15 protein-coding genes are annotated in these 19,892 nt (G+C 52.4%); 4 read left to right on the forward strand and 11 right to left on the reverse strand.

The window, feature by feature from the left end; genetic code table 11:
• The first annotated feature begins 4 nt into the window (after window positions 1-4).
• The 4 genes from DX909_RS20860 to DX909_RS20875 all read left to right on the forward strand — a co-directional run bounded on the left by DX909_RS20860 (window position 5) and on the right by DX909_RS20875 (window position 5,518).
• Window positions 5-3,469, forward strand: coding sequence for an NACHT domain-containing protein (locus DX909_RS20860; protein WP_128547156.1), 3,465 nt, complete (start codon window positions 5-7; stop codon window positions 3,467-3,469).
• 255 nt (window positions 3,470-3,724) lie between these two features.
• Window positions 3,725-4,534 (forward strand): hypothetical protein, encoded by an 810-nt coding sequence (locus DX909_RS20865; RefSeq protein ID WP_128547157.1) that lies wholly within the window; start codon window positions 3,725-3,727, stop codon window positions 4,532-4,534.
• A gap of 296 nt (window positions 4,535-4,830) precedes the next feature.
• Window positions 4,831-5,016 carry a type II toxin-antitoxin system HicA family toxin gene (locus DX909_RS20870; RefSeq protein WP_128547158.1) on the forward strand — a complete coding sequence of 62 codons (186 nt, stop codon included), beginning with the start codon at window positions 4,831-4,833 and terminating at the stop codon, window positions 5,014-5,016.
• 79 nt (window positions 5,017-5,095) lie between these two features.
• Window positions 5,096-5,518 (forward strand): hypothetical protein, encoded by a 423-nt coding sequence (locus DX909_RS20875; RefSeq protein WP_128547159.1) that lies wholly within the window; start codon window positions 5,096-5,098, stop codon window positions 5,516-5,518.
• 41 nt (window positions 5,519-5,559) lie between these two features.
• On the opposite strand, the gene DX909_RS20880 is transcribed toward DX909_RS20875, so the two are convergent.
• From DX909_RS20880 to DX909_RS20930, 11 genes are all read right to left on the reverse strand, one after another.
• Window positions 5,560-5,811, reverse strand: coding sequence for a hypothetical protein (locus DX909_RS20880; RefSeq protein ID WP_128547160.1), 252 nt, complete (start codon window positions 5,809-5,811; stop codon window positions 5,560-5,562).
• A 177-nt stretch (window positions 5,812-5,988) separates the two neighbouring features.
• A complete protein-coding gene (locus DX909_RS20885; protein WP_128547161.1) occupies window positions 5,989-6,471 on the reverse strand; it encodes a DUF5675 family protein in 483 nt (160 codons plus the stop codon).
• A gap of 12 nt (window positions 6,472-6,483) precedes the next feature.
• The gene (locus DX909_RS20890) at window positions 6,484-6,924 is read right to left on the reverse strand and encodes a hypothetical protein (protein WP_128547162.1); all 441 of its coding nucleotides are present in this window, start codon (window positions 6,922-6,924) and stop codon (window positions 6,484-6,486) included.
• A complete protein-coding gene (locus DX909_RS20895; protein WP_128547163.1) occupies window positions 6,921-7,397 on the reverse strand; it encodes a hypothetical protein in 477 nt (158 codons plus the stop codon). Before DX909_RS20895 ends, DX909_RS20890 begins: the two co-directional genes overlap by 4 nt.
• The gene (locus DX909_RS20900; RefSeq protein WP_128547164.1) at window positions 7,394-7,783 is read right to left on the reverse strand and encodes a hypothetical protein; all 390 of its coding nucleotides are present in this window, start codon (window positions 7,781-7,783) and stop codon (window positions 7,394-7,396) included. Before DX909_RS20900 ends, DX909_RS20895 begins: the two co-directional genes overlap by 4 nt.
• 33 nt (window positions 7,784-7,816) lie before the next feature.
• Window positions 7,817-9,892, reverse strand: coding sequence for a hypothetical protein (locus tag DX909_RS20905; RefSeq protein ID WP_128547165.1), 2,076 nt, complete (start codon window positions 9,890-9,892; stop codon window positions 7,817-7,819).
• Between the two features lies 1 nt (window position 9,893).
• Window positions 9,894-10,223: a hypothetical protein gene (locus DX909_RS20910; RefSeq protein ID WP_128547166.1), complete on the reverse strand. Its 330-nt coding sequence runs from the start codon at window positions 10,221-10,223 to the stop codon at window positions 9,894-9,896.
• Between the two features lie 26 nt (window positions 10,224-10,249).
• Window positions 10,250-14,878, reverse strand: coding sequence for a putative phage tail protein (locus DX909_RS20915; protein WP_128547167.1), 4,629 nt, complete (start codon window positions 14,876-14,878; stop codon window positions 10,250-10,252).
• Window positions 14,879-14,880: 2 nt separating this feature from the next.
• Window positions 14,881-15,549 carry a hypothetical protein gene (locus DX909_RS20920; RefSeq protein ID WP_128547168.1) on the reverse strand — a complete coding sequence of 223 codons (669 nt, stop codon included), beginning with the start codon at window positions 15,547-15,549 and terminating at the stop codon, window positions 14,881-14,883.
• A complete protein-coding gene (locus tag DX909_RS20925) occupies window positions 15,549-17,036 on the reverse strand; it encodes a hypothetical protein (protein WP_128547169.1) in 1,488 nt (495 codons plus the stop codon). Before DX909_RS20925 ends, DX909_RS20920 begins: the two co-directional genes overlap by 1 nt.
• A gap of 3 nt (window positions 17,037-17,039) precedes the next feature.
• Entirely contained in the window at window positions 17,040-19,808 is a 2,769-nt protein-coding gene (locus tag DX909_RS20930) for a putative Ig domain-containing protein (protein WP_128547170.1), read from the reverse strand.
• Window positions 19,809-19,892: the final 84 nt, after the last annotated feature.

Consider the following 19,892-nt stretch of genomic DNA (forward strand, 5'->3'; position numbering starts at 1 on the left):
ATCAATGAAAAAAATAGCCATATTCTTGATGTTAGCAAACTTTTCTATCTCATGTAATCATTATCCAACTACAAATGAAAGTAATTTTAATATTATTAAAAACTGGCAATTTAATGGCTTGTTATTAGCATTAAAAGATACTAATGTCGATGTAAATGAAATAGCAATTGAATCCCTTGATGAAAGATGGCTTTCTGATTCGACAAAAAGAATTGACCTTCAATTTCTAGATTCGTTACAAAAAAATAAACTATTGGTTGGAATTGAATATGATGCATTGGTTCAAGACAAGCTTGAACCTGTAACTATAAAATCCCTTATCGATAAACTCATTTCTACAAATGATTTAAGCTTGCAAAATAGGGGCTTTTTCGCATTAAGTCGGCAGAAACTTGAGCCTTCAGCTATCAAAATATTGATCGATAAACTCAATCAGAGTACAGAAAATTCTCTACGAGAGAATGTGGCTTATGTATTAGGTCGGCAAAAACTTGAGCCATCAGCAATTAATACACTTATCGATAAGCTCAATTTGAACACTGGAACAGCCCTGCTAGACAATCTGGCAAATATATTAGGCCAGCAGGAACTTGAAACCTGGGCCATAAATGCCCTTATCCAAAAAATCAATTTGAATGCTGGATCATACATGCAATTAAATATAATTAATGTATTAGGTCGGCAAAAACTTGAACCCTCGGCAATTAATATACTTATTGATAAGCTCAATTTGTATGCTGGATCAGCTCAAATAAACAATATAGCTAATGCATTAAAACAGCAAAAACTTGAGTCCTCAGCTATCAATGAACTAATTGATAAATTCAATTCTGTGATTAACAGTAAAGTTGAAAGTAGCATAGCAGCGATATTAGGAGAGCAAGAGCTAGAACCCTCAGTCATCAATGAATTAGTCAATAAGTTAAATTATACTACTAATGTAGATGTTGAAACAAGCATAGCAGTGGCATTAGGCAAGCAGAAACTTAGTTTTTCAGCCATTAATGCATTAGTCAATAAGTTAAATTCTACGACTGATCTAGATGTTGTAAGAATTGTAGCCAAGGCATTAGGTAAGCAGGAGCTTGAATCCTCAGCCATCAATGCATTAGTCAGTAAGCTTTATCAATTCCCATACGAGGAAATTTTTAGCGCAGATTTGACAACACTTAGACCAGACAGAGAATTAGCGATTGCATTAGGCAATCAAAAACTTGAATCTACGACCATCAATGCTTTAATAGATAAACTTAATGTAAATACGGAAGGAATTTTGCAATACAGAGTGGCTGAGGTATTAAGTCAGCAAGAACTTGAGCCCTTTGCTATTAACGAGTTAATTAATAAACTCAATTCTACCACTAATCTAAATCTTGAAAAAAATGTGTCACGGGCTTTAGGAGGGCAGGACCTTGAGCCCTCAGCCATCAACGCTTTAATTGATAAGCTCACTTCAAAGACTGACCATGCGGCAGCAGAATCTGTTGTTTTAGCACTAAAGAATCAGAAACTCGAGCCAGAGATTATAAATAAAGTAATTAATGAGACGAACAATATAGCTCAATTTAATAAAATTACTCAATTTGATTTCTTAGAATCACAAAGCCCTGATGTAAAATGGTCAAACTATATGTTAGCAATATTACTGAATGAGAGATTAAATGCATTTATCCAAGAAGGCCAAGATTATGAAGATCAAGATAGGTTTAAAATATTTTATCAAAGTGGCAGAACGACCAAATCTGACACGCCAGTTCGATGGCTATTTGGTATACCTACTGAAAGTATAATGAAAAAAATTTCTGCAGATGAATTAGAAAGTGAGTTATTTATTCTTACAGAATTTTGGCCGTCTTGCCAGAATTTTCCAATCGTTAAAGAAGAGTTTGCGAAGCAGGTGACGGAATTAGCAACATATTTGGAAAATTCAAATAGTGATCATGTTTTAGATCTGTTAAAATTAAATGAAAAAAATTTTTCCGATGAAAATTTTAAGTCAAGAGCAAATAGTCTTAATAAAGTAATAAATGTAATTGAGAATAAAAAAAGCTGGATAAATAAGTTGATTTCCTTAATTCCTTGGGCAATTTCATTACATCTTCTCTTTTGGATAGCCTTACTATTTGCTTATCCAAATTCCCCAACAGTTCAAAGTATGTTTTTCTGGAATCCAGAAGTGTTAAAGTGGGGTGGACTTTTTTATGTAAAGGCAGCATTAATTCATATTCCATTTTTAAGAAAGCGTATTTTATATCCCTTCCGAAATAGGCTGCTTGAGGATGCCCGTCTTGAAAGTTTCCGGGAAGATGCTTATTTCTCTGAATCAATAGTAAGGGTTGAGGCGAATGGCCAACATGAAACATTAATTGAACGCATTGCAAAGGAAGATAGAAAAATACTTTTAATTGGCGAATCTGGTTTGGGGAAAACCATGTATTTAAGAAAATTAGCCCAAACGTATTTAAATGATACAAATCGTTTAGCTGTTTACTTGAGGGCATCAGAATGTAATAACGGGGTAGTGGAAGCAATCCAAGAAAAAGTTAAAGGGATCGCTCAGGATACAGATTTCTTAAAGCCTTTGATTTTTATCGGGGCAATGGATGTCTTCATAGATGGACTTAATGAGGTAAGCCCTGATACACGGTCATATATTAGGAAGTTTCTTGGAGATTATGGCAAAGGCAAATGCATTGTAACATCCCAGCCCATTCCCGACTTACCAAATGATATGAAGCAATTTACTTTATTGCCTTTAAACCAACAGCAATTAACTAATTTTCTTTTAAAACGAAATCAGCTAGAAGAAAGGCCTATCTCCGAAGCTTCTATTCATGCCTATTTAAGTAAAATGCTAAATCCAATATTACCAATGCAAGAATTAAAAGACAATGAGCGAATTTTATCTAATCCGCTCGATTTATCTATAGTCGGGCAACTGCTTGCTTCAGGCATTACTCAACCGAACTTAAATCAATTACAGGAGAAGCTTTATCAGCAAATGGCAGAGGCATACCATTCAGAACATACAAGGGAAGAAGGCAACTTTCCATTAAAAAACTTTTCTGAGAGGACTTACGAACATAGGCTAAATACTGACGACAACTCTTTAGATGCAACAAACTATATGGATGAGATTGAATGTATGGCGAAGTTTAAGATGGTTTATAAAAGGGAAAACAAAGAGAGGATTGAATGGTTCTTCCGACACGATAAAATCCAGGACTTCTTCCTACTTCAAGCGTTTACAAATAAATCAGAGCGTCAGATTCTACATCTTGGCGATCCGAAATTTAGAGGTGTGTATTTCCTTTTGGCATTAAAATTACCATTTGATGATGCTCAACTACTTCGGGAACAAATTATCCAATACGGTGCAGACCATAATGATAATACAGTTAGTAATGAGTTCATAAAATTACTTCGGTCAAGGGCTGAAAAAATGAAGAATACACCAACGGGTTTATGAAGTTGCATGTCGAAATAGGCAGTCTGCCGATATGCAAGATTAATACCTGGCCGAAAGTGCAGCCGATCGTTACTTAAGGTCCATCACTGTTCGCCAGTCTAGTTATGAAGCTTACGGCTTGCGTTTTTAATTTATTTTACTAATTCTTCGGCTATATTAGGGGTTGGAAAAAGTATTTTTCTTATTAATCGCCGACGTACTTAATTTAACAAGTTATTAGAAAAGTAGATTTTAAACTTAAATATTTATTTTTTCATGGAATACCTCATACTTATTTTAGGCTTTTTGGGAGCAGCAATTGGTATTTTTGGCAAGAGCTGGGATAAAGATCGTAAGAACTTAACAGCTATTGGCTGGCTATCATTTATTGTTGCTTTTGCAGCACTTGTCTTTACGTTTATTAATACAATTAATAGAAATAGGGCACTAGATGATCGCAAAGCGATGGTCAAAAATATAACTAATGAAAAAATAATTAACGGTTTGAATTATATAACTGAACATTTAACCAATCAAGAAAATTTAAATGACTCAATTTTAAAGCTTCTCACAGAAGATACTTTATATTTAGCTAGGCACATTGGTGTCATCCCTTTAATTAATAGTCCATTGATCACAATTGAAAATACTAACGACGTTGAAGGTAGATTTGACTACCCTTACCAGAAAATTTCTTCAAATATTAAAGAAGGCAAAAAACAACTACAAGATTTACTTGACAATAATCTTAATGATCTTGAAATTGATAAATCAAACTTAATAAATAGTATCTTGAATGATAAATACTTTAAGGATACATATAGCCTATTAGGATTGCATCAATCTTTAATATTATCAAGTATCAGTAATGTTGAGGAGAGACCAAGTAAATATATGGATTACAACTCCTATCCTGCATGGAGTTATTTGGGAACACATTACTTTAGTTTGGCACCATATATCAGGAATGATACAATTCCTCCATATGATTTAAACATGGGGCCTGGTAATTTCAAAGATTTTCAGGTTTTTGTTGGTAAAATAAGAACACTTTTTAACAAATGTAACAACGAGCTAAAAGGTTAAAATTAGCTCTAACTTATATTAGGTAGAGGATTCCTTGCTTTGATTCGGCAGATTTATCGAGCAACCCCGTATTGGGGCGAAAAATTCAAATACGGTTTATACGATATGGATAAACTGTTTCAGGGGCTTAAGATATATTATTTGAAATAGGTACAGGCCCGGAGAGCATGATCCGGGCTTTGTCTTTTCCGGTCAGCTAAAAAAAGTAAGTAAAAACTTACTCGAACCCTTGACAAGTAGGTAAGTTTTTGCTTACCTTTGATGTGTAATTAGTTCTTTTACATATTGAATTGCCTATGAAAGCAAGCGACCTAATTCAAATGCTTTTAGATGCTGGCTGGCAGGAGGTTCGGCAGAAAGGTAGTCACCGGATTTTTAAACATCCTGACTTTCCAAGGACGATCAGTATTCCTGATCATGGAAAAAGTGACCTCAAAATTGGAACTCTGAACGCCATTCTAAAGCAAGCCGGGTTGAAATGACAACCCGGCTCCCCTTCTGGGGATAAAATTGGGAAGGCTGCTATGTAGTCTTACTTTAACCATATTTTTAGCAGATTGTATGAAAGCAAGGATGAGCAAAGCATTAACTGTTATCTTAGAAAGAGATGACGGCGAATTTTGGGGACGCATTGAGGCTCCCGACTTTCTACATGTAACCCAGGGGGCTACGGTAGCAATTGTAACTAAGAATCTGCGCGACCTGGTCGCCGATTCGCTGGAACACGAACTGAAAGACAAACCCGAATGGCAGGGAGTTACTGCCGACACGATTCAGTTCGATTATGTTTACGATCTTCAATCTTTTTTCGAACGATTCAAAGAATTAAAAATGACAGCCATCGCCGAGCGTGCAGGATTGAACAAGAATCTTTTGCACCAATACGTGGCGGGCCATAAACATCCGAGTGAACAGCAGGCAAAGAAGATTGAAAATGCTGTTCACGCTCTGGCTGAGGAACTTAGAAAAGTCATCCTGGCGTAACACTTTCAATGGAAGCCCGGTCTTAGTTGACCGGGCTTTTTTTATGGCATCCGTCCCAAGGTCGAAAAGTAGAACAAAATTGCCGTCTTCAGGTCGGCGTCGGCATACCCTGATTCGCTATTATACAGGTCCAGTTCGCCGTCTTCCGTCATCGTAAAGCTGACAAAGGAAACCCCCAGCGTGGCCATGCACAACTGAACCGAATCCCGCAAAACGTAAAAACGACCGGTTTCGAAGCCGAGCCGTACGGCCAGCTGCTGCGCCTGTTCGTCGGTAATCCTGATTAAAGCCATCCTGCAAAAAAACGGTCTGTTACCTTTATAACAAAAATGCCGGCCGTCAGCTGACGATCGGCATTCCTACCTAACACTGTACTCACTGAAAAGGATCGTTTTTCCAGTCACCCGATATTATATACGCCAGAACGGCGCCGATCGCCAGACCCGCAGCCATCTGCAGGACGGCCGCTATCATGCGACCTGTTGAAGCTGACCCGCTAAGAATGCACTATATGCTTCCTGATTGCGTTCTACTGTAACAAAGACCTTACCGGTTTTGATAGCGGACCGGATCCGGAAGAACCAGCGGTCGAAGGCCGACCGCGAATCCGTGACCATGTTCCTGGCAAACCCAAGGCCCGGAAGTTGACAGCCTTCCGTATCGTCAGCATAGTTGCCCGGATGCCAGCGGACCCCTTCGAAGCCCGGTACATTCATCAGCAGCGGCAGGTATTTCTGAAACCGGTTGCTGAAGGTGACGGCCATCTCGTAGCGGCCCGTCGGAATGGCCGTCTTTCCATACACTTTTGCCTGTTGGATGGCAAAAAGGGGCATGCGGGAGTACAGCCCCCGGTCCCGATCTTCCAGCATATGCCCGCAGAACTGGCCGTCGATCATCACGTCAGAGATCGTGGCCGACTCGCTGAATATCTTTCTGGTTATGGTGATTTCCATAGCTCGGTGCAATTAACGGGTGCTGATAACCACTACGACGCCGATCACGGCTAGCAGGGTGATCAGTTGATTACCGGTCGCATAAACCCGGTTCCAGACCCGATCCGCGGCCATGCGTTTATTATTAGCCTCCAGTAGCCGGTTATCCCCTTCCAGACGGGCGGACCGGGCTTGACTTTCCTGCAGCTGTGCATGGTAGGCGGAAATCCGTCGGCTGGCCTCCTTCGCCAAGCTGTCGAGCCTCGCTTCCTTTAGCATCAGCAGCGTATCAGTTACGGCCAGCACGTATTCGACCTGGCCCACCCGAGCCTTCAGAGTGCGGTTTTCCTCCCTCAGCTGAGCTACTTCTCCCGTCAGGCCTTCGATCTGTTTGGCGGGCGGGATCACCAGGTTCAGTGTCTGGGCCGCGGCCGGTCGGGTCAGCAGGACCAGCAGAATCAGGATCCGGTTCATTGAGTTTTCAGCAGGCGCCGGGCGCTGTCGAGTTTGGCCTCCAGCACCTTCTCCCGGTCGGTCGGTTCACTCCCCGCCAGCGAGGTCGGGACCGTCTGGGTCATGGGCTGGAGATACTTTTTCGTCGATTCGCGCTCAAACAGCAGCAGAATCAGGATCAGGGCGAAGGCCGGCACGAACCACCACAGCAGACGCCGGTTCAGGTCGGCCCGTTTCTCCTTCGGCATCGGCTGCCAGTACGTATACCACAACCAGCTGAAGGCCGTCACGGCCGCGAAGCTGCTGACCAGAAAGGTCGTCAGGTTCAGCAGGCCCGGCACGAAGCGCCACGCCAGCCAGGTGAAGAAAAAGGATCCGGCGACGCCGATCATCGGCACGGATACCCGCTTGGGCAAGCCCTGCGTGGTGGCACAGATCAGGTAGGCCCCGATGGCCGCGCTGATCAGAGAGACTTGAATGAGAATGTCGATCATGGTTTGACAGGAGTTTCCAGTTTGGTAAGCACTTGTTTGAGGAGGGTGACGAAGATTTGCCGAAGGGCCAGCATCGGATTCCGGCTCAACTCATCCCCTACACGATCCACGGCCACCTGAATGAGACTCCCCAGGTAGGCCAGCAGAAACCAAAGCCAGAACAGCATTTTCCAGTACACTTCGTAGCCGAACAGCAGCACGGCCGTACACATCACTATCCCGACACCCACACCGCCAAAACAGAAGCCGGTGAAGAACGCCTTCAGGGCGTGGACCAGGTGCATCGCTTCCCGGTTGATGGCCCGTACGGCTGAGCCCAGAAACAGGCACAACAGCACGATAACCAGATCAGGGACGGCTTCCAGATTTTTGAGCAGTTCGTTCATTCGTTACGGTGGGTGTTACGGCCCAGATTGGGTTTAATCGGTAATCGGGCGCATCGATCCGGAATACTGGGTGTAGTCCGAACCGTACAGGGTAAAATCGTTGTAGAGAAACGAGATCGGCCCGCCATTGATAGGGGCATACGGCCGGGCGAGTTTCGTCGATCCGGTCACCATCTGCGTTTTGGTGTAGGCGATTTCGCCCGGCGATCGGGTGTACCGATCAATATAGGAGGTCGTATTGTCGGCCGACCGGCGAGCAATCAGAATCACATCGTCATAGCTGGGCGTCGATCCAAAAGCCATACCCGGCAGGTAGTTGGCGTCCTGATCGTAGCCGATACGGGGGCCGGCCACATCCGGGAAGATCTCCGTCATCCACATGGCCGGCAGCGTCTGACTGGAGGCCCTGACGATTGTTGAACCACTGTTTTGGCTCCAGCTTTCTCCGGCCGTGCCGGTGGTAGCTCCGGTACCGGCCGTGGCGGTGGTAAAGTTGACCCCGGCTACCTCCACACCCGAGCCGTTCAGGATCCGCACCGACTTGACCAGCAGGTTCAGCGCCAGCGAGGGGTTGGTTGAGTTGTTGGGTACCGTCAGGCTGTTGGTATTGGCAATCGGGGCGGCCGTGGCGCCGAGGCTGTAGCCCGAGGGGGTCAGTTCCTTCCAGGTGGCTCCGCCATCGGTCGAATAGATCGGGTACACGACTGAGTTGCCTCCGACGTTGGTGCGGAAGCGGAAGCCCAGGCCGACCTCATCGGTCCATGCTCCGGGGACATATTCGGTCGTGGTGATCTGGCGCTGGGTACCGCCGGTGATGGCATAGCTGAAGACGAACCGCCGGTCGGAGGTTAAGGCCGCAAACCAGCCGTTGGTGGCCGTCGATCGGCGCCGGATGAAATCCACCGTTTGGGTGGGTTTCTGTAGGTACCGGCAGACGACCTGGGCGTCGAAATCATTCAGGTTCAATGCGGCCGAGGAAGCTGTGCCGGTGTACCCGTTTCCCGTGCTGGTCAGCACGCCGTCGAAAGTGATCGTCGAGGAGGGAATGTAGCGGGTGACCTTGTACTGGGCGGCATTGTAAGTGCCGCCGGTGACATCCCAATCCGCATAGGCAATGGCCGGTGGCAGCGGCCCCGAGCGAACGTAGAAAAGCCGCCGGGAATAGCCCGTGGCCACCGTCGAGAGGGGCGTCAGATCGGTATCGAGAATAGCGCTTCCGGAATAAATGTTGCCTGTCAGAGCCGGGGTGACGATCGAAGAAACCGCCCCGGTTTTGACGTCGATCTCCAGATAGTGCAGATCGTGGGCGGAAGCCGCCGGGTTGTAGCTGAAGGCCATGCGGATCACCTGATTGCCCGAGGTGTTGAAGGCATCGGCCGTGATGATGTAGCTCTGCCGGGTACTGCCGTTAAGAATATCCCGGTAAGCCCTCGTCCAGGTCAGCGCCCCGGTGGCCTGATTGACGCTGAAGGTGGCAATGCCCCAGAAGGTATTGTTCTTTCGCGTAAACAGGATAAACGTGTCCTGCAGGGAGTCCGAATCCGCCTTGAGCCGATGAATCTGGGTGTAGGACGAAAGCGACCCCAGATTCAGCTGAATTTCCGGACCCCACTTCGTCACATCGCCTGATAAACTGCCGACCTTAAACCGGACCAGGTTGTCGTTGTTGTGATTCGTCCAGGCGATGATCGGACGGTGGTCATCCATCGCCCACAGCGCCGGGCTACAGTGATCATCGACCACCGCCGAGCCAACTTTGAACCGTTTGACTTTGCCCGTCGAATGGGCTATTTCATTAACGACAATGTCGCCGTTGGCCGCGATACCACCCGAAACTACCCTTTCGTAAGGCTTCCGTAGGTAGGTCGCCACCGGATGTTGCCACCACTCCAGTACGGCATCGGAAAATGGCGTTTTTCGGCTGGCCTCAATCGCCTGTTTGACCCGGAGGGCCGACATGGCTTTGGAGTTGTCGGAAAGCTGCTCGGCCTCGGTCTGGCTGGCGATGGTGACCGAACCTCCGCCACCGCCTGACGACCCACCGAGGCCAGGACGCTGACCAAGGGCCATTAGCGGGGCCAGCAGTAGGAAAAGAAGGGCTTTTTTCATCTTAATAGTATTCGGAACGGAGGGCTAAACGAACAATAGGAGTTCCAGAGGTCGCCTTGAACCGGAAGTTTTTGACATCTTCCGCTGATTCGAGTTTGAAGGGTGGGCTTTTACGGTCCATCTCGCCTTCAATGACTGCTCCCCCGACGGTATTGTAAATAATGGACGCGTTGGTGTTCTGGTCAGTCGAATCACTGATTCCGACCGAAACGTAAGCCCCATTATAGTAGGCATTCGGAAAATCGTTCAGGTTGAAGCCCAACCAACTGCTGGTCGCATTGACTTCGGCATTATGAACGGTCTTTGGCTTGCCCGGGTGCGTGTGTGCCATGCTCGTTTAGTGGTTTGTTTGGAGAATTATTGGGTTCGATACTTGACGTTGAAGGAGAGGTAGTATTCGGTGGCGCTGGCAAAACTGCCGCCGTAGGTGCCCGCCTGATGGCCGAAAACCAGATTCGGCGTAGTGTCCAGCAAACCCGTATAGACGGCCGTGTCGTTATGGGACGAGAAGGTGAAATACATATCCACCGAATCCACAAATCCCGGAATGCCCGTAATCGCCGGCTTGCCCGTCGCGGCCAGCGTCGCGTAGGCCACGCCCGTCAGCTCGAAAGTGCCGTCAATCTTGTTGATCATCACCCGACTGAGGTTGTAAGACGTCAGGGCCGAGCCGTTCTCCCGGGTCATCGCCAGCACCCCGTTATCGGCCCTTAGCATCTGTACCTCCGAGTTGGCCCAATTGATGGCCGCCCCCGAATAACCCCCCGCTTTGGTGATCACTGTCAGGGCTCTGAGCGAAACGCCTGAGCCGGCGATGGCCACGTTCTCCCGGACGACCAGACGCTGAATCTGGTGGTTGGTTGCATCGTACTGCACGACCGGCGGATTGGCGTCGGCCGAACCCAGGGTGTTGAAGTAGAACGTGTTGTTCTTGACGGTGATGGCCGCCGTGTTGGTGCCATCAATGTAGACGCCGTAGTTGCGGGAAAAATCGGTGTTGTTATTGATGAAGTGGATATAACCTGTCGGTGCCGCCCCTACGCCCAGAAAGGCATTGGGATACTTCGTGTAGTCCATCGTGATCCCGCCAGGCTGCGTATCGTCGGTGATCAGGGATTTATAGCTGTTGCCCCGATAGGTATGATTCAGGCCGGCCGAGGAGGTGAACGGCAGCGTGCAGCGGCCTGAAATGCGGTTGTTTTCGACGGTGATGTCCTTCCCTCGCAGTTGAAAACCTTCGTAGCAGTCGACGACATCGTTATCGTAGAAAGCGATGTTTTCCGCGGCCTCGTGGCAGGCAAAGCCCTGGGATGTCCCGCCCGTGGTGGCGGAGTTGAACCAGTCCGTTCCCGAGGTGTTCAGACCCGTATTGCCGGTGACCGTATTGCCGTACACCCGGCCCAGACGGCTGGGACCTGCCGAGCCGCTGCCCGAAAAGTCCACCGCCTTGCGGTTTCCGAAAAATTTGTTGTCGTGGATGTTGTAGATCAGCCCACCCAGCGGGTCGATGCCGTACCCTTCCCCGGTTTCGTTGGCCCCCGAAATCGTGCAGCCGGCTACCTCGAAGTCGTACATGGCCTTCGGCTCGATGCCCGTATACTGGAAGCCCTTCACAACAGAGTTCGTCACCTTGCTTTTCTGCAGGTATTGCAGCGCCAGACCCGTCACCGGGTTGTTGCCCGTATCGTTGCACTGAATCTCGACATTATCGATTTCGACGGTGGCCGCGTTGTAGTTGGAAATCGTCACCGTCTCCGAGGACAGATACGAATCCATCAGCGGGTGCCGCAGGGTTACAGTCGTTCCCGAAATGCCTTCGATGATATTCTGCTCGGCCTTTTTGACGCCTGAGCCGATGGGCCAGTTGGTGGCGCTGGCGATGTTGATCAGGTCACCGACGGCAAAGTTGGTCACACTGGTAAAGGTGACCGTGCGCGAGCCGATGGCGGCATTAGCCGAGAGCGTCGTACTGCCTGATTTGGCCGAGGCCCGCAGGATCAGCGGGTAGAGCGCCGTGTCGGGCAGCTTAAAGATGGCTTTTCTAGCCCCCTGCCGGGAGCGGATTTTGATCGTGCCGGCAAAACCGAAGTCGATGGCTGTGCCCAGGTAGTAGGTTTTGGCCGGGTCCACCGTCAGCGTGCGGCCCGAATTGGCGGCCATATAGGTCAGGGCGGACAGGATTTTGGCGGCATCGTTGGTAGAGCCGTTTCCGGCCGGATTCCAGATCTCAATAGGCACATCTTCGCCGGGCAGTAGCCTCCAGCGGCCCGTTGACTGTCCTGTCACCTGATGCACAGTCGCTCCGTCGTCGGCCGTCGTCGACAGCGAATCCCAATAGAACTGCACGGCCGGCATATCGCCCTGTGTCGTGTAGCCTGAGAGTGTCACCACGTGCCCGTTCAGAGGTGGAACTTTTGCTTTCATAGCCGCAACGGTCGGATATTCGGTCCGGCTATTCACCAGCGCCAGCTGAGCGTCGTTAATGAACCGGTTATTGGTGTTGGTGGCGACTTTCCCAGGCGATAGGAGCGGGATATCGTCTTCAATCAGGGCCCGGAAGCCCGGTGCCACCGAAGCCCCTGACACCGGACCGGCAAACACCTGATTGGCCGTCTGTGCCGGCAGCGACAGGCTCCCCGCCGACAGTGATCCGGCGATACCGACGCCGGTAGGGCTGACTGTCACCATGGTCGTTCCCTTCGTGACGCCGGCGGACGCGCCGGTGCGGATCTGTAGGTTGGCGTCGGTCCCCAGGATTGAATAACCCGCCGATCCGGACGTGAAGAACTGTACGCTGGATTCGGTCGGCGTGCCCACGTTGGGCATCAGGTTGATGCCGTTGGCGCCACTGCTTGCCTGCAGGTTCAGCAGCGTTGTCGTCGAGGCCGTGTTCACGCTCAGGCTGCCCGACCGCAGGTTGCCGCCCACCCGGCCAGTGCCGCTCAGGTAGAAGCTGGCACTCTGGGCCCGGGCCGTCTGGTTCTCCAGAAAATTGACGCCAGCCCCGTCCGAGCCGGGCGATCCATAGGACAGCCGTAGCGACGAGTCGCCGGCCGCAATCCACAGGTGCGAGTTGCCCAGCCGCAGGTGGCCGTTATTCCAGCCCCCGCCCACAATGCGGAAAGAGTTGGCCGCCGAGGTGCCGTTGAGGGTAACTGCGATCGTGTTGTTGGTGCCGTCCGAAGAAGGCGAGATGTTGCCCGTCGAGAATCCGCCGGAATAGAATTCCATGATCGGGTTGGAAGCCGCCCGCTGCTTGAAATTGAAGTAGTTTCCCGCATCGCCGGTGCCGGCCGCATTCCGGAAGGAGGAGGTGACGATGGCCTGCTCGTCAAATTTGGCGATATGAGCCGCCCCTTTGTTCCAGTAGTCGACTCCCGTGTGATTTTTGACGGTGTTGCCCAGAAACGAATTCGCGCCATCGTAGGTGATGCCGATGGTCTGGTTGGCGCTCAGGTTCCCGATGCCGCCCGTGTACGCCCGGCCGTCGACCACGTTGCCGACGACGGAGACGTTGGCCGATTTTTCCAGCACCAACCCGATCTGGGCCGTGGCATTGCCGAAGCCGGCGAACAGCACCTGGTTATTATTGAAGACTACCCCATCGACCCCGCGCAGCTCGGCGCCCGATCCGTAGGACTGGTCAAACCGGTTGTGCGAAATGATCGTGTTGTAGGTACCGAACAGCTGCTGACCGTTGAAGAGAAAGTTCGTTTCCCGCCCCACCGAGAAGGTCAGCGTGCCGGATCCGGCCGTCGTCAGGTTAACAAATGTCCCAGCTACCGCATTTTCGTAGGTGGTAGCGACCTTGAAGCTGTTGGCATTGACGGCTTTGATCCAGTACGTCTGGTTGTCGACCAGCGGGCTGGGCAGGGTGCCGGACGTAGTGAAGATCATCACCGGCGTATAGTCGGGCAGTCCGTAAGCCGTCGCCGTCAGCGCATCGGTGGCCGCATCGGCGGTAAAGGTCCAGTTAAATTCGGGCCGTGCCACATTCGCGCTGGAATTGTAGCACATGTTATCGGTAATGATGTTGTTGAAACACCGGTACCCCGTTAGCCAGAAGGGGGTGCGGGCGATCGTCCCGTTCGAAACGCCGAAGCCACTGAATGCATTCGAGTAAAACCGGCTATCGCGCACGGACTCCCCGTAGAAAGCCCCCTTGGCCGTGTTGTGGTGGAAATGCAGGGTGTTGACTTCTTTGGTGTGTACCGCAAACAGCTTCGTGCCCGTGAAAGCGCAGTGATCCACCTCGACCCCCCAGACGCCGTACATCCGCAGCCTTTGTAAATATTTATTGTCCCGATCGCCCCCGGTAAAGTCGAGGTTGGCGATCCGGCCGCCCTGGTAGCGGGCGCTGTCGCCATTCGCCAGCTGGCTGTAGACGGCCGGACCACCGTTCGTGTTCGCCGATACTTCCAGAATCGGTCCGGACAGGGTGCTGGCCGCTACCAGCCGGGCCATAGGGTTGGAAGCGGCCTGCTCGGTGACCGACACTTCCCCAATCAGCGAGACGTTGTACTTCAGGGTGATCGTCGTATCGACGGCGTAATCGGCCACCGGCAGAAACACCGTTCCTCCGCCGGCAGCATAGGCGTAGTTGATGGCCTTGCGGATGCCCGCATCGGAAAGGCTGAAGGCCCGCACATCCAGATACAGCCCTTTTGACCGCTCGTAGTAGTAGCCGGTCGGCCCGCGAAACACGATAGCCCCGTAGCCGGGTGTCGCCCCGGTCACCGTACCCACCTTCCGGATATAAATTGAGCCGTCGGGATGCTGCACGGCCGGTGCGTTGACGGTGGTAAATTGGCTGACAGAGGTCAGCACGGTCGGCTTGACGCTCACCGAGTCGTATTTGCTCTTCTGCTGAGTGGTCAGCAGCGATCTGCCCTGGCTGTTGAAGTACTGATCCAGGGCCGCCGGGTCGGTCTGGGCCCAGCAAAGGGAGGTGAGCAGCAAAAAGAAGAGGACAAGCAGCTTTTTCATCGTTACGAAGCGGGCATGGTGACGCTTTCCAGCAGGGTGGAAAAGCCAGGGATGTAGAGGTATTTTTTATGGTTGGTGATGTCGACGAACTCTTTGGCCAGCGGACCCGTCGCCACCGCCTGGGCGGCACTCAGCGACGCCACTGGAATCGGCCGGGCCGTGGCCAGGCCCTGTTCCACATCATAAATGCGGCTCTGCAGGGCGGCAGCAATCTCCGTGGTGATGGTTTCGCCCCCTTCGGAGGTCAGCTTCGAGACGAACACCTCAGCCATCGACGGCCCCGGCTCATTGGCCGTCTTCGGCAGCCGCTTGTAGACGGTGATGTCCGTGTATCGGAAGGTTACCTGACCGTCCGCCGTCTGACGATACCAGCGCAGTTCGTAGGCCGCCGTAATGTTGGCCACCGACAGGCTCAGGCCCGCAACGGTTGGCGTAGCGGCCTTCAGCCGGATGATGTGGTTCTGGGGCCGTGACAGCATCGGACTGTCGTTGGCGATGATCACGTTGTGGCTTTCCTGCTGCGGGTTGGTGATCTGAATGCCGATTACCCAGGCCGATACGTCGCGCGGGCTGTTGTCTTCGTTCAGGAACTGAAGCTCGATCATGAAGGCGTCCGTGGCCAGGCGGGCGCCGGCGGATTCGGGAATATACGGAGCGGACTGGTCAGCCATTAGAGCGTATCGTTATAGACCATCAATTCGTGACCTTCCACCTGCTGCTGGATCGTTTTACCCGAGCTGTGCTGCATCTCCAGAATCCAAGGCTTACCCGGATGGCAGGCCTGATTCGTCGCCATGAAGGTGATGTTGCCGTCCTTCACCCGCGTTTCGGCCACGACGGCCATCGCCCGGTTGAGGTTGGTCGGATCGTCGGAGGAAAGCGCCCGGGCGGCCATGTAAAGCACGTCGGAGCCGTTGGGTTTAGGATCGGTCCAGGGCGACCAGTCGGCATCGCCCTCTCGCTTGATGCGGAATTTGCAGTAGGCTTTCGTGCCGCCGTGGGTGGCCACCGAATCGGCGTAGAAATGGTTCGAGACGGTCAGCTCGTCGTAGGCCGACAGGCGTTTAGCCGGGAACTGATGGCCTGACCGGCCTGGGAAGTTGCCGGTGCTGCCGCCACCGCCGTCCGGGTAGAATTCGGTATGGGTATTGATGCTCTGGACGTTGACATCCCGGCCGAATTTCGGTTCACCGTTCCAGTCGATGCGCTTGCCCGTTTCCCAGAGCGCCAGAAAGCCCATGGCAATGTTCTGGGTCGTCGGCGTCTGGATGTAGCCCACCTGGCGAATTTCTCCACTCGGGTTGGTCGTGCGGATCGACCGCTTATGGCTGAACTGGCCGACCGCCAGCGTTCCCGTATGCTCGCGCATGGGCCAGTAGAAGCCGCAGCCCTTCGTGTGGCTCAGGCCCAGGTCGGAGCAGGCGTACTTCATGATCTCGAAGCGGTGCTTGACGTTGTAGAAGTCGAGCATGGACGCCTTATTCGCCGAGGTCGGATACCAGCTGACGTTCCAGCCGATGATGTTCTTCAGCCGCGAGAAATAGCCGATTTTGTCACGGGCGGCCGCCGGCGAGTTGTACCGGTTCAGGAAATAAGGGTGCAGCGGGTTTTGCTCGCTGGTATCGGGCGCCGTGAAGTTGTCGTACTTCTGATAGGTGGCAAATGAGCCGTAGTTGCCGTATATCAGAAACGGCTTCCCGTACAGCACGTGGCTGGGAGGCAGGTTTTGGTACCGCTCGGCAGTGAACTGGTTGGCCTTGTAATACAGGTCCGTGTACCATTCGATGATCGTCCCATCGTCGTCAGGCTCCCCAAACTGGTTGCCGTTCCACTGCACGAGCGGGTAACGGTTGACCGCCTGGCGGATCAGGTTGTCGTCGTTGACCACCGGATTGTGTCCCCGGATGCCTACGGCGGAGAACTGATTGGTACCGTAAACCGAAAACGCCCGGTGATAGTTGGACGTGATGGCATTGTCCCATGAGTTGTGGTCGAGGTGGGTCCGCTGCTTGAGGTACTCCGCCAGGGGCAGATCACCGTCCTTGCAATAGCCGCCGATCCAGACGTCGGACGGCAGGCTGACCGGCGGGGCGACCCGGATCGCGTTCTCGAAGTTGGAAAGAGTGTACCAGCTGGGAATTTTAGATCGTTTCGCCATGGGTTAAGTCGGTAAGGTATCGGCAGAGCCGGTCCAAATGTCGTCCTGGAACCAGCGGGTGATGTAGCGTTGGTTGGCGTTGGTATACGAGCCTACATCCTTGCCCTTGGAATGCACGACGGTAATCGTCAGGTAGTAGTTCTCGCTGACCTCGTAGTTGGTCATGGCCGGCCCGAAGGGTAGTTCGACGTTGTTGACGGTCGTAAACCAGCCGTAGCCGTTTTCAGCCGGGGATTTCGGTACGAACGTCAGGTAAACCTTGCCGTTCGAGTACGAATAGGTGATCGTACCGACATTGACGTTACAGACCGACTCCTTGTAGATTGTATCACCCCCGCCCATGCCTTCGGACACCAGATCAGGCAGGTTCGAGCCCGTCAGATCGTAGGTGCCGGCCGGCTCGATGAACTCGAAGCTGAGCTGTTTGGTATCATCAGCCAGTTTGCCCGAAATCCGGTAGCGTTCGTTCTCGGTCAGGGCCCCGAAGTTGTAGCGCCACCGCCGTTCAGTACGGCCGTCGCCCAGCGTCCGGGTCGTGGAGGTCGAAATCGCATCCTTCCAACCGATGATGGTGTTCGCTGCACCGGGTGAAATGCCTTCCAACTGCAGTTTTGGCGCGGAACCCGTGGTCCACACGAAGGCTTCCGAAGTTCCCGGCAGGCCGCTGTCCGAGCCGTTGGTGATCCGCAGGTTAGTCAGGGTCGTTTCCAGCACCGGTCCGGTGTCGGACTTGATGTAGTAGTCGCCGTCGGTGTTGGCCTGCGGCAGCGTCTGCACCGTCGTATACTCCTCCGAGGTGTTGTTCTTGTTGCGCAGCCAGATTTTGATCTGCTTGCCCTTGAACAGACCGACGCTGGAGCCGCTGTTCGACAGAAACAGCTTATCGAGCGTATACTGCTGGAAGGTCTGCGCCGTCAGGTCGTAGTAATTCGAGGAGGTAAAGTTCGACCCGCCCGTAATCGCGCTTCCGTCGGGATTGGTCAACCGTACTTCCATCTGCTGGCTACCCGATACCCGCGCCCGCACGTGATACCCCTTCGAAACGGCATCATAGGAAAAGCCCAGCCGCTCCAGCCAGGTCGGCGCCCCGGATGTACTACCCGGGTAGTTGACCGTAAAGGTGAACTGGGAGAAGGTCTGACCGCCCCGTGGATCAGTAACCGCCACCCCTGATGAATACGTGCCAGCCACCGTCGGCGTGCCGGACAATTCGCGCGTGACAGGGTTGAATGAAAAGCCCTCCGGCAGCTGAAAGGCCCACTCGTAGGTGAGCGGCTGGCCTTCCGGATCCCGGAACGTGTTCAGCGGTACGATCCAGCTGAAGGGCTGGCCGACGATGGCCGTCATAGCTGGCAGGGGGTTGTCGACGACGGGAATCTGGTTGGGCGCTTCGGTTGGATTCGAGATGGTGATTTTCAACGTCGTCGATACCTTGGCGCCGTAGTTGTCGGTGGCCGTCACCGTGGCCGTCGCGACACCCCCCGCCGACGGAGATCCCGAGACAGTCCGGGTGGCGGCCGTATAGGACAGACCACCCGACAGGCCCGTTACTTCGATGGAGATAATCTGGCCGTCCGGATCAGAAAATGTATTGGCCGGGATGAGGTAGCTAAAATTCTGACCGACCGTCGCCGTCTGGTCCGGAATGACGTTGGCGACGACGGGTCCCTGGTTGGTGGAGGTCTGATCGAGCAGCGTCTTCAGCTGAGCGATGGTCATACCCGCCGGCTCCTTGCCGTTGGGGGTATCGATCCACACCCCGATGACGTTGAGCGAATTAACCGTCGGTAAATTGCCCACCCGGATGGTTTTGACCTCCGGCGTTTCGTCCTTCGCTTTCGGGTCTTTCTGAAGCGTTTCTTTGAAGGAGGGCATGGTCAGAATTTTGGCTTGCTCGAAAGACAGTCGGGTAATCTTGCGGCCCTGGCCGCCCGCTTCGATGGCCGCAAATGCCTCGGGATTGACCGAGTCGGAGGGCAATTCGATCCGAAGGCCGGAATCGTCGGTAGCGAGACGGAAGGGGTATTGGTCGGGAAGAGCGGAGTCGAAAACGACAGTTCCCGGAGGACTTTCCATGAAGTCAGGCGACTTCTCAATGTCGGCCTGGAGGCCGTAGACCTTCACCGAATACGCCACAAAATCGCGGTTTAGCCGCACGTACACGGCGACAGTACCAGCCGCTTCGGCCAGACAGACGAGATCGCAACCCAGCGCGTCGGGCAACATGGCTTCGCGCGTCCACCAGTAGGCAAAGCCTCCCCGGTTGGCGCAGAACAGGCGGATGACGCCTTTCTGGTAGCCGCCCCAGCCTCCGCCGGTCAGCTCCACGAAAACGTGATCGTAGGTGCCCGCCCCGGAGAGGGGCAGCGTGGCGACCCGGCGGTAGATGACCTGATTCGATCCGCTGGGACGCGAGTAGGAGATGCCCTCGGCATCCTCGTTTTTCTGGAGCAGTTCGATGACGTCGGCGGCCGACAGGACGCGGTCCTGCGCTTCCAGATGGCTGGGGTCTTCCGGATCGGCGAGCTTGATGAGGCCCGGCGTCAGGTAGTTGGCCAGTCCGGGCAGGACGGCATTGGCAATCTGGGCAAAGGAAGGGAACGCCGTGGCCAGGTTGATGTCGGTGACCTCTCCGCCCTGACGGGTGATCGTCAGAATACCATTGGCGGGGTTGAAGCTGTAAGACGCAGGAATCTGGGCGATCGCGGCATTTACCTTGTCGCGGCCTTCGTTTACAAAATCACCTTCCTGGATGGATTCAAGGACTGCCATAAGACGCTACGGGGGTAAACTATGGTAGCGCTTCGCAGTCCGGTAGTGAAGCAGGTGCTAAGTTAAAGAATTTGGGAAGATTTC

This window comes from Larkinella soli (assembly GCF_003703975.1).
Classification (GTDB): domain Bacteria; phylum Bacteroidota; class Bacteroidia; order Cytophagales; family Spirosomataceae; genus Larkinella; species Larkinella soli.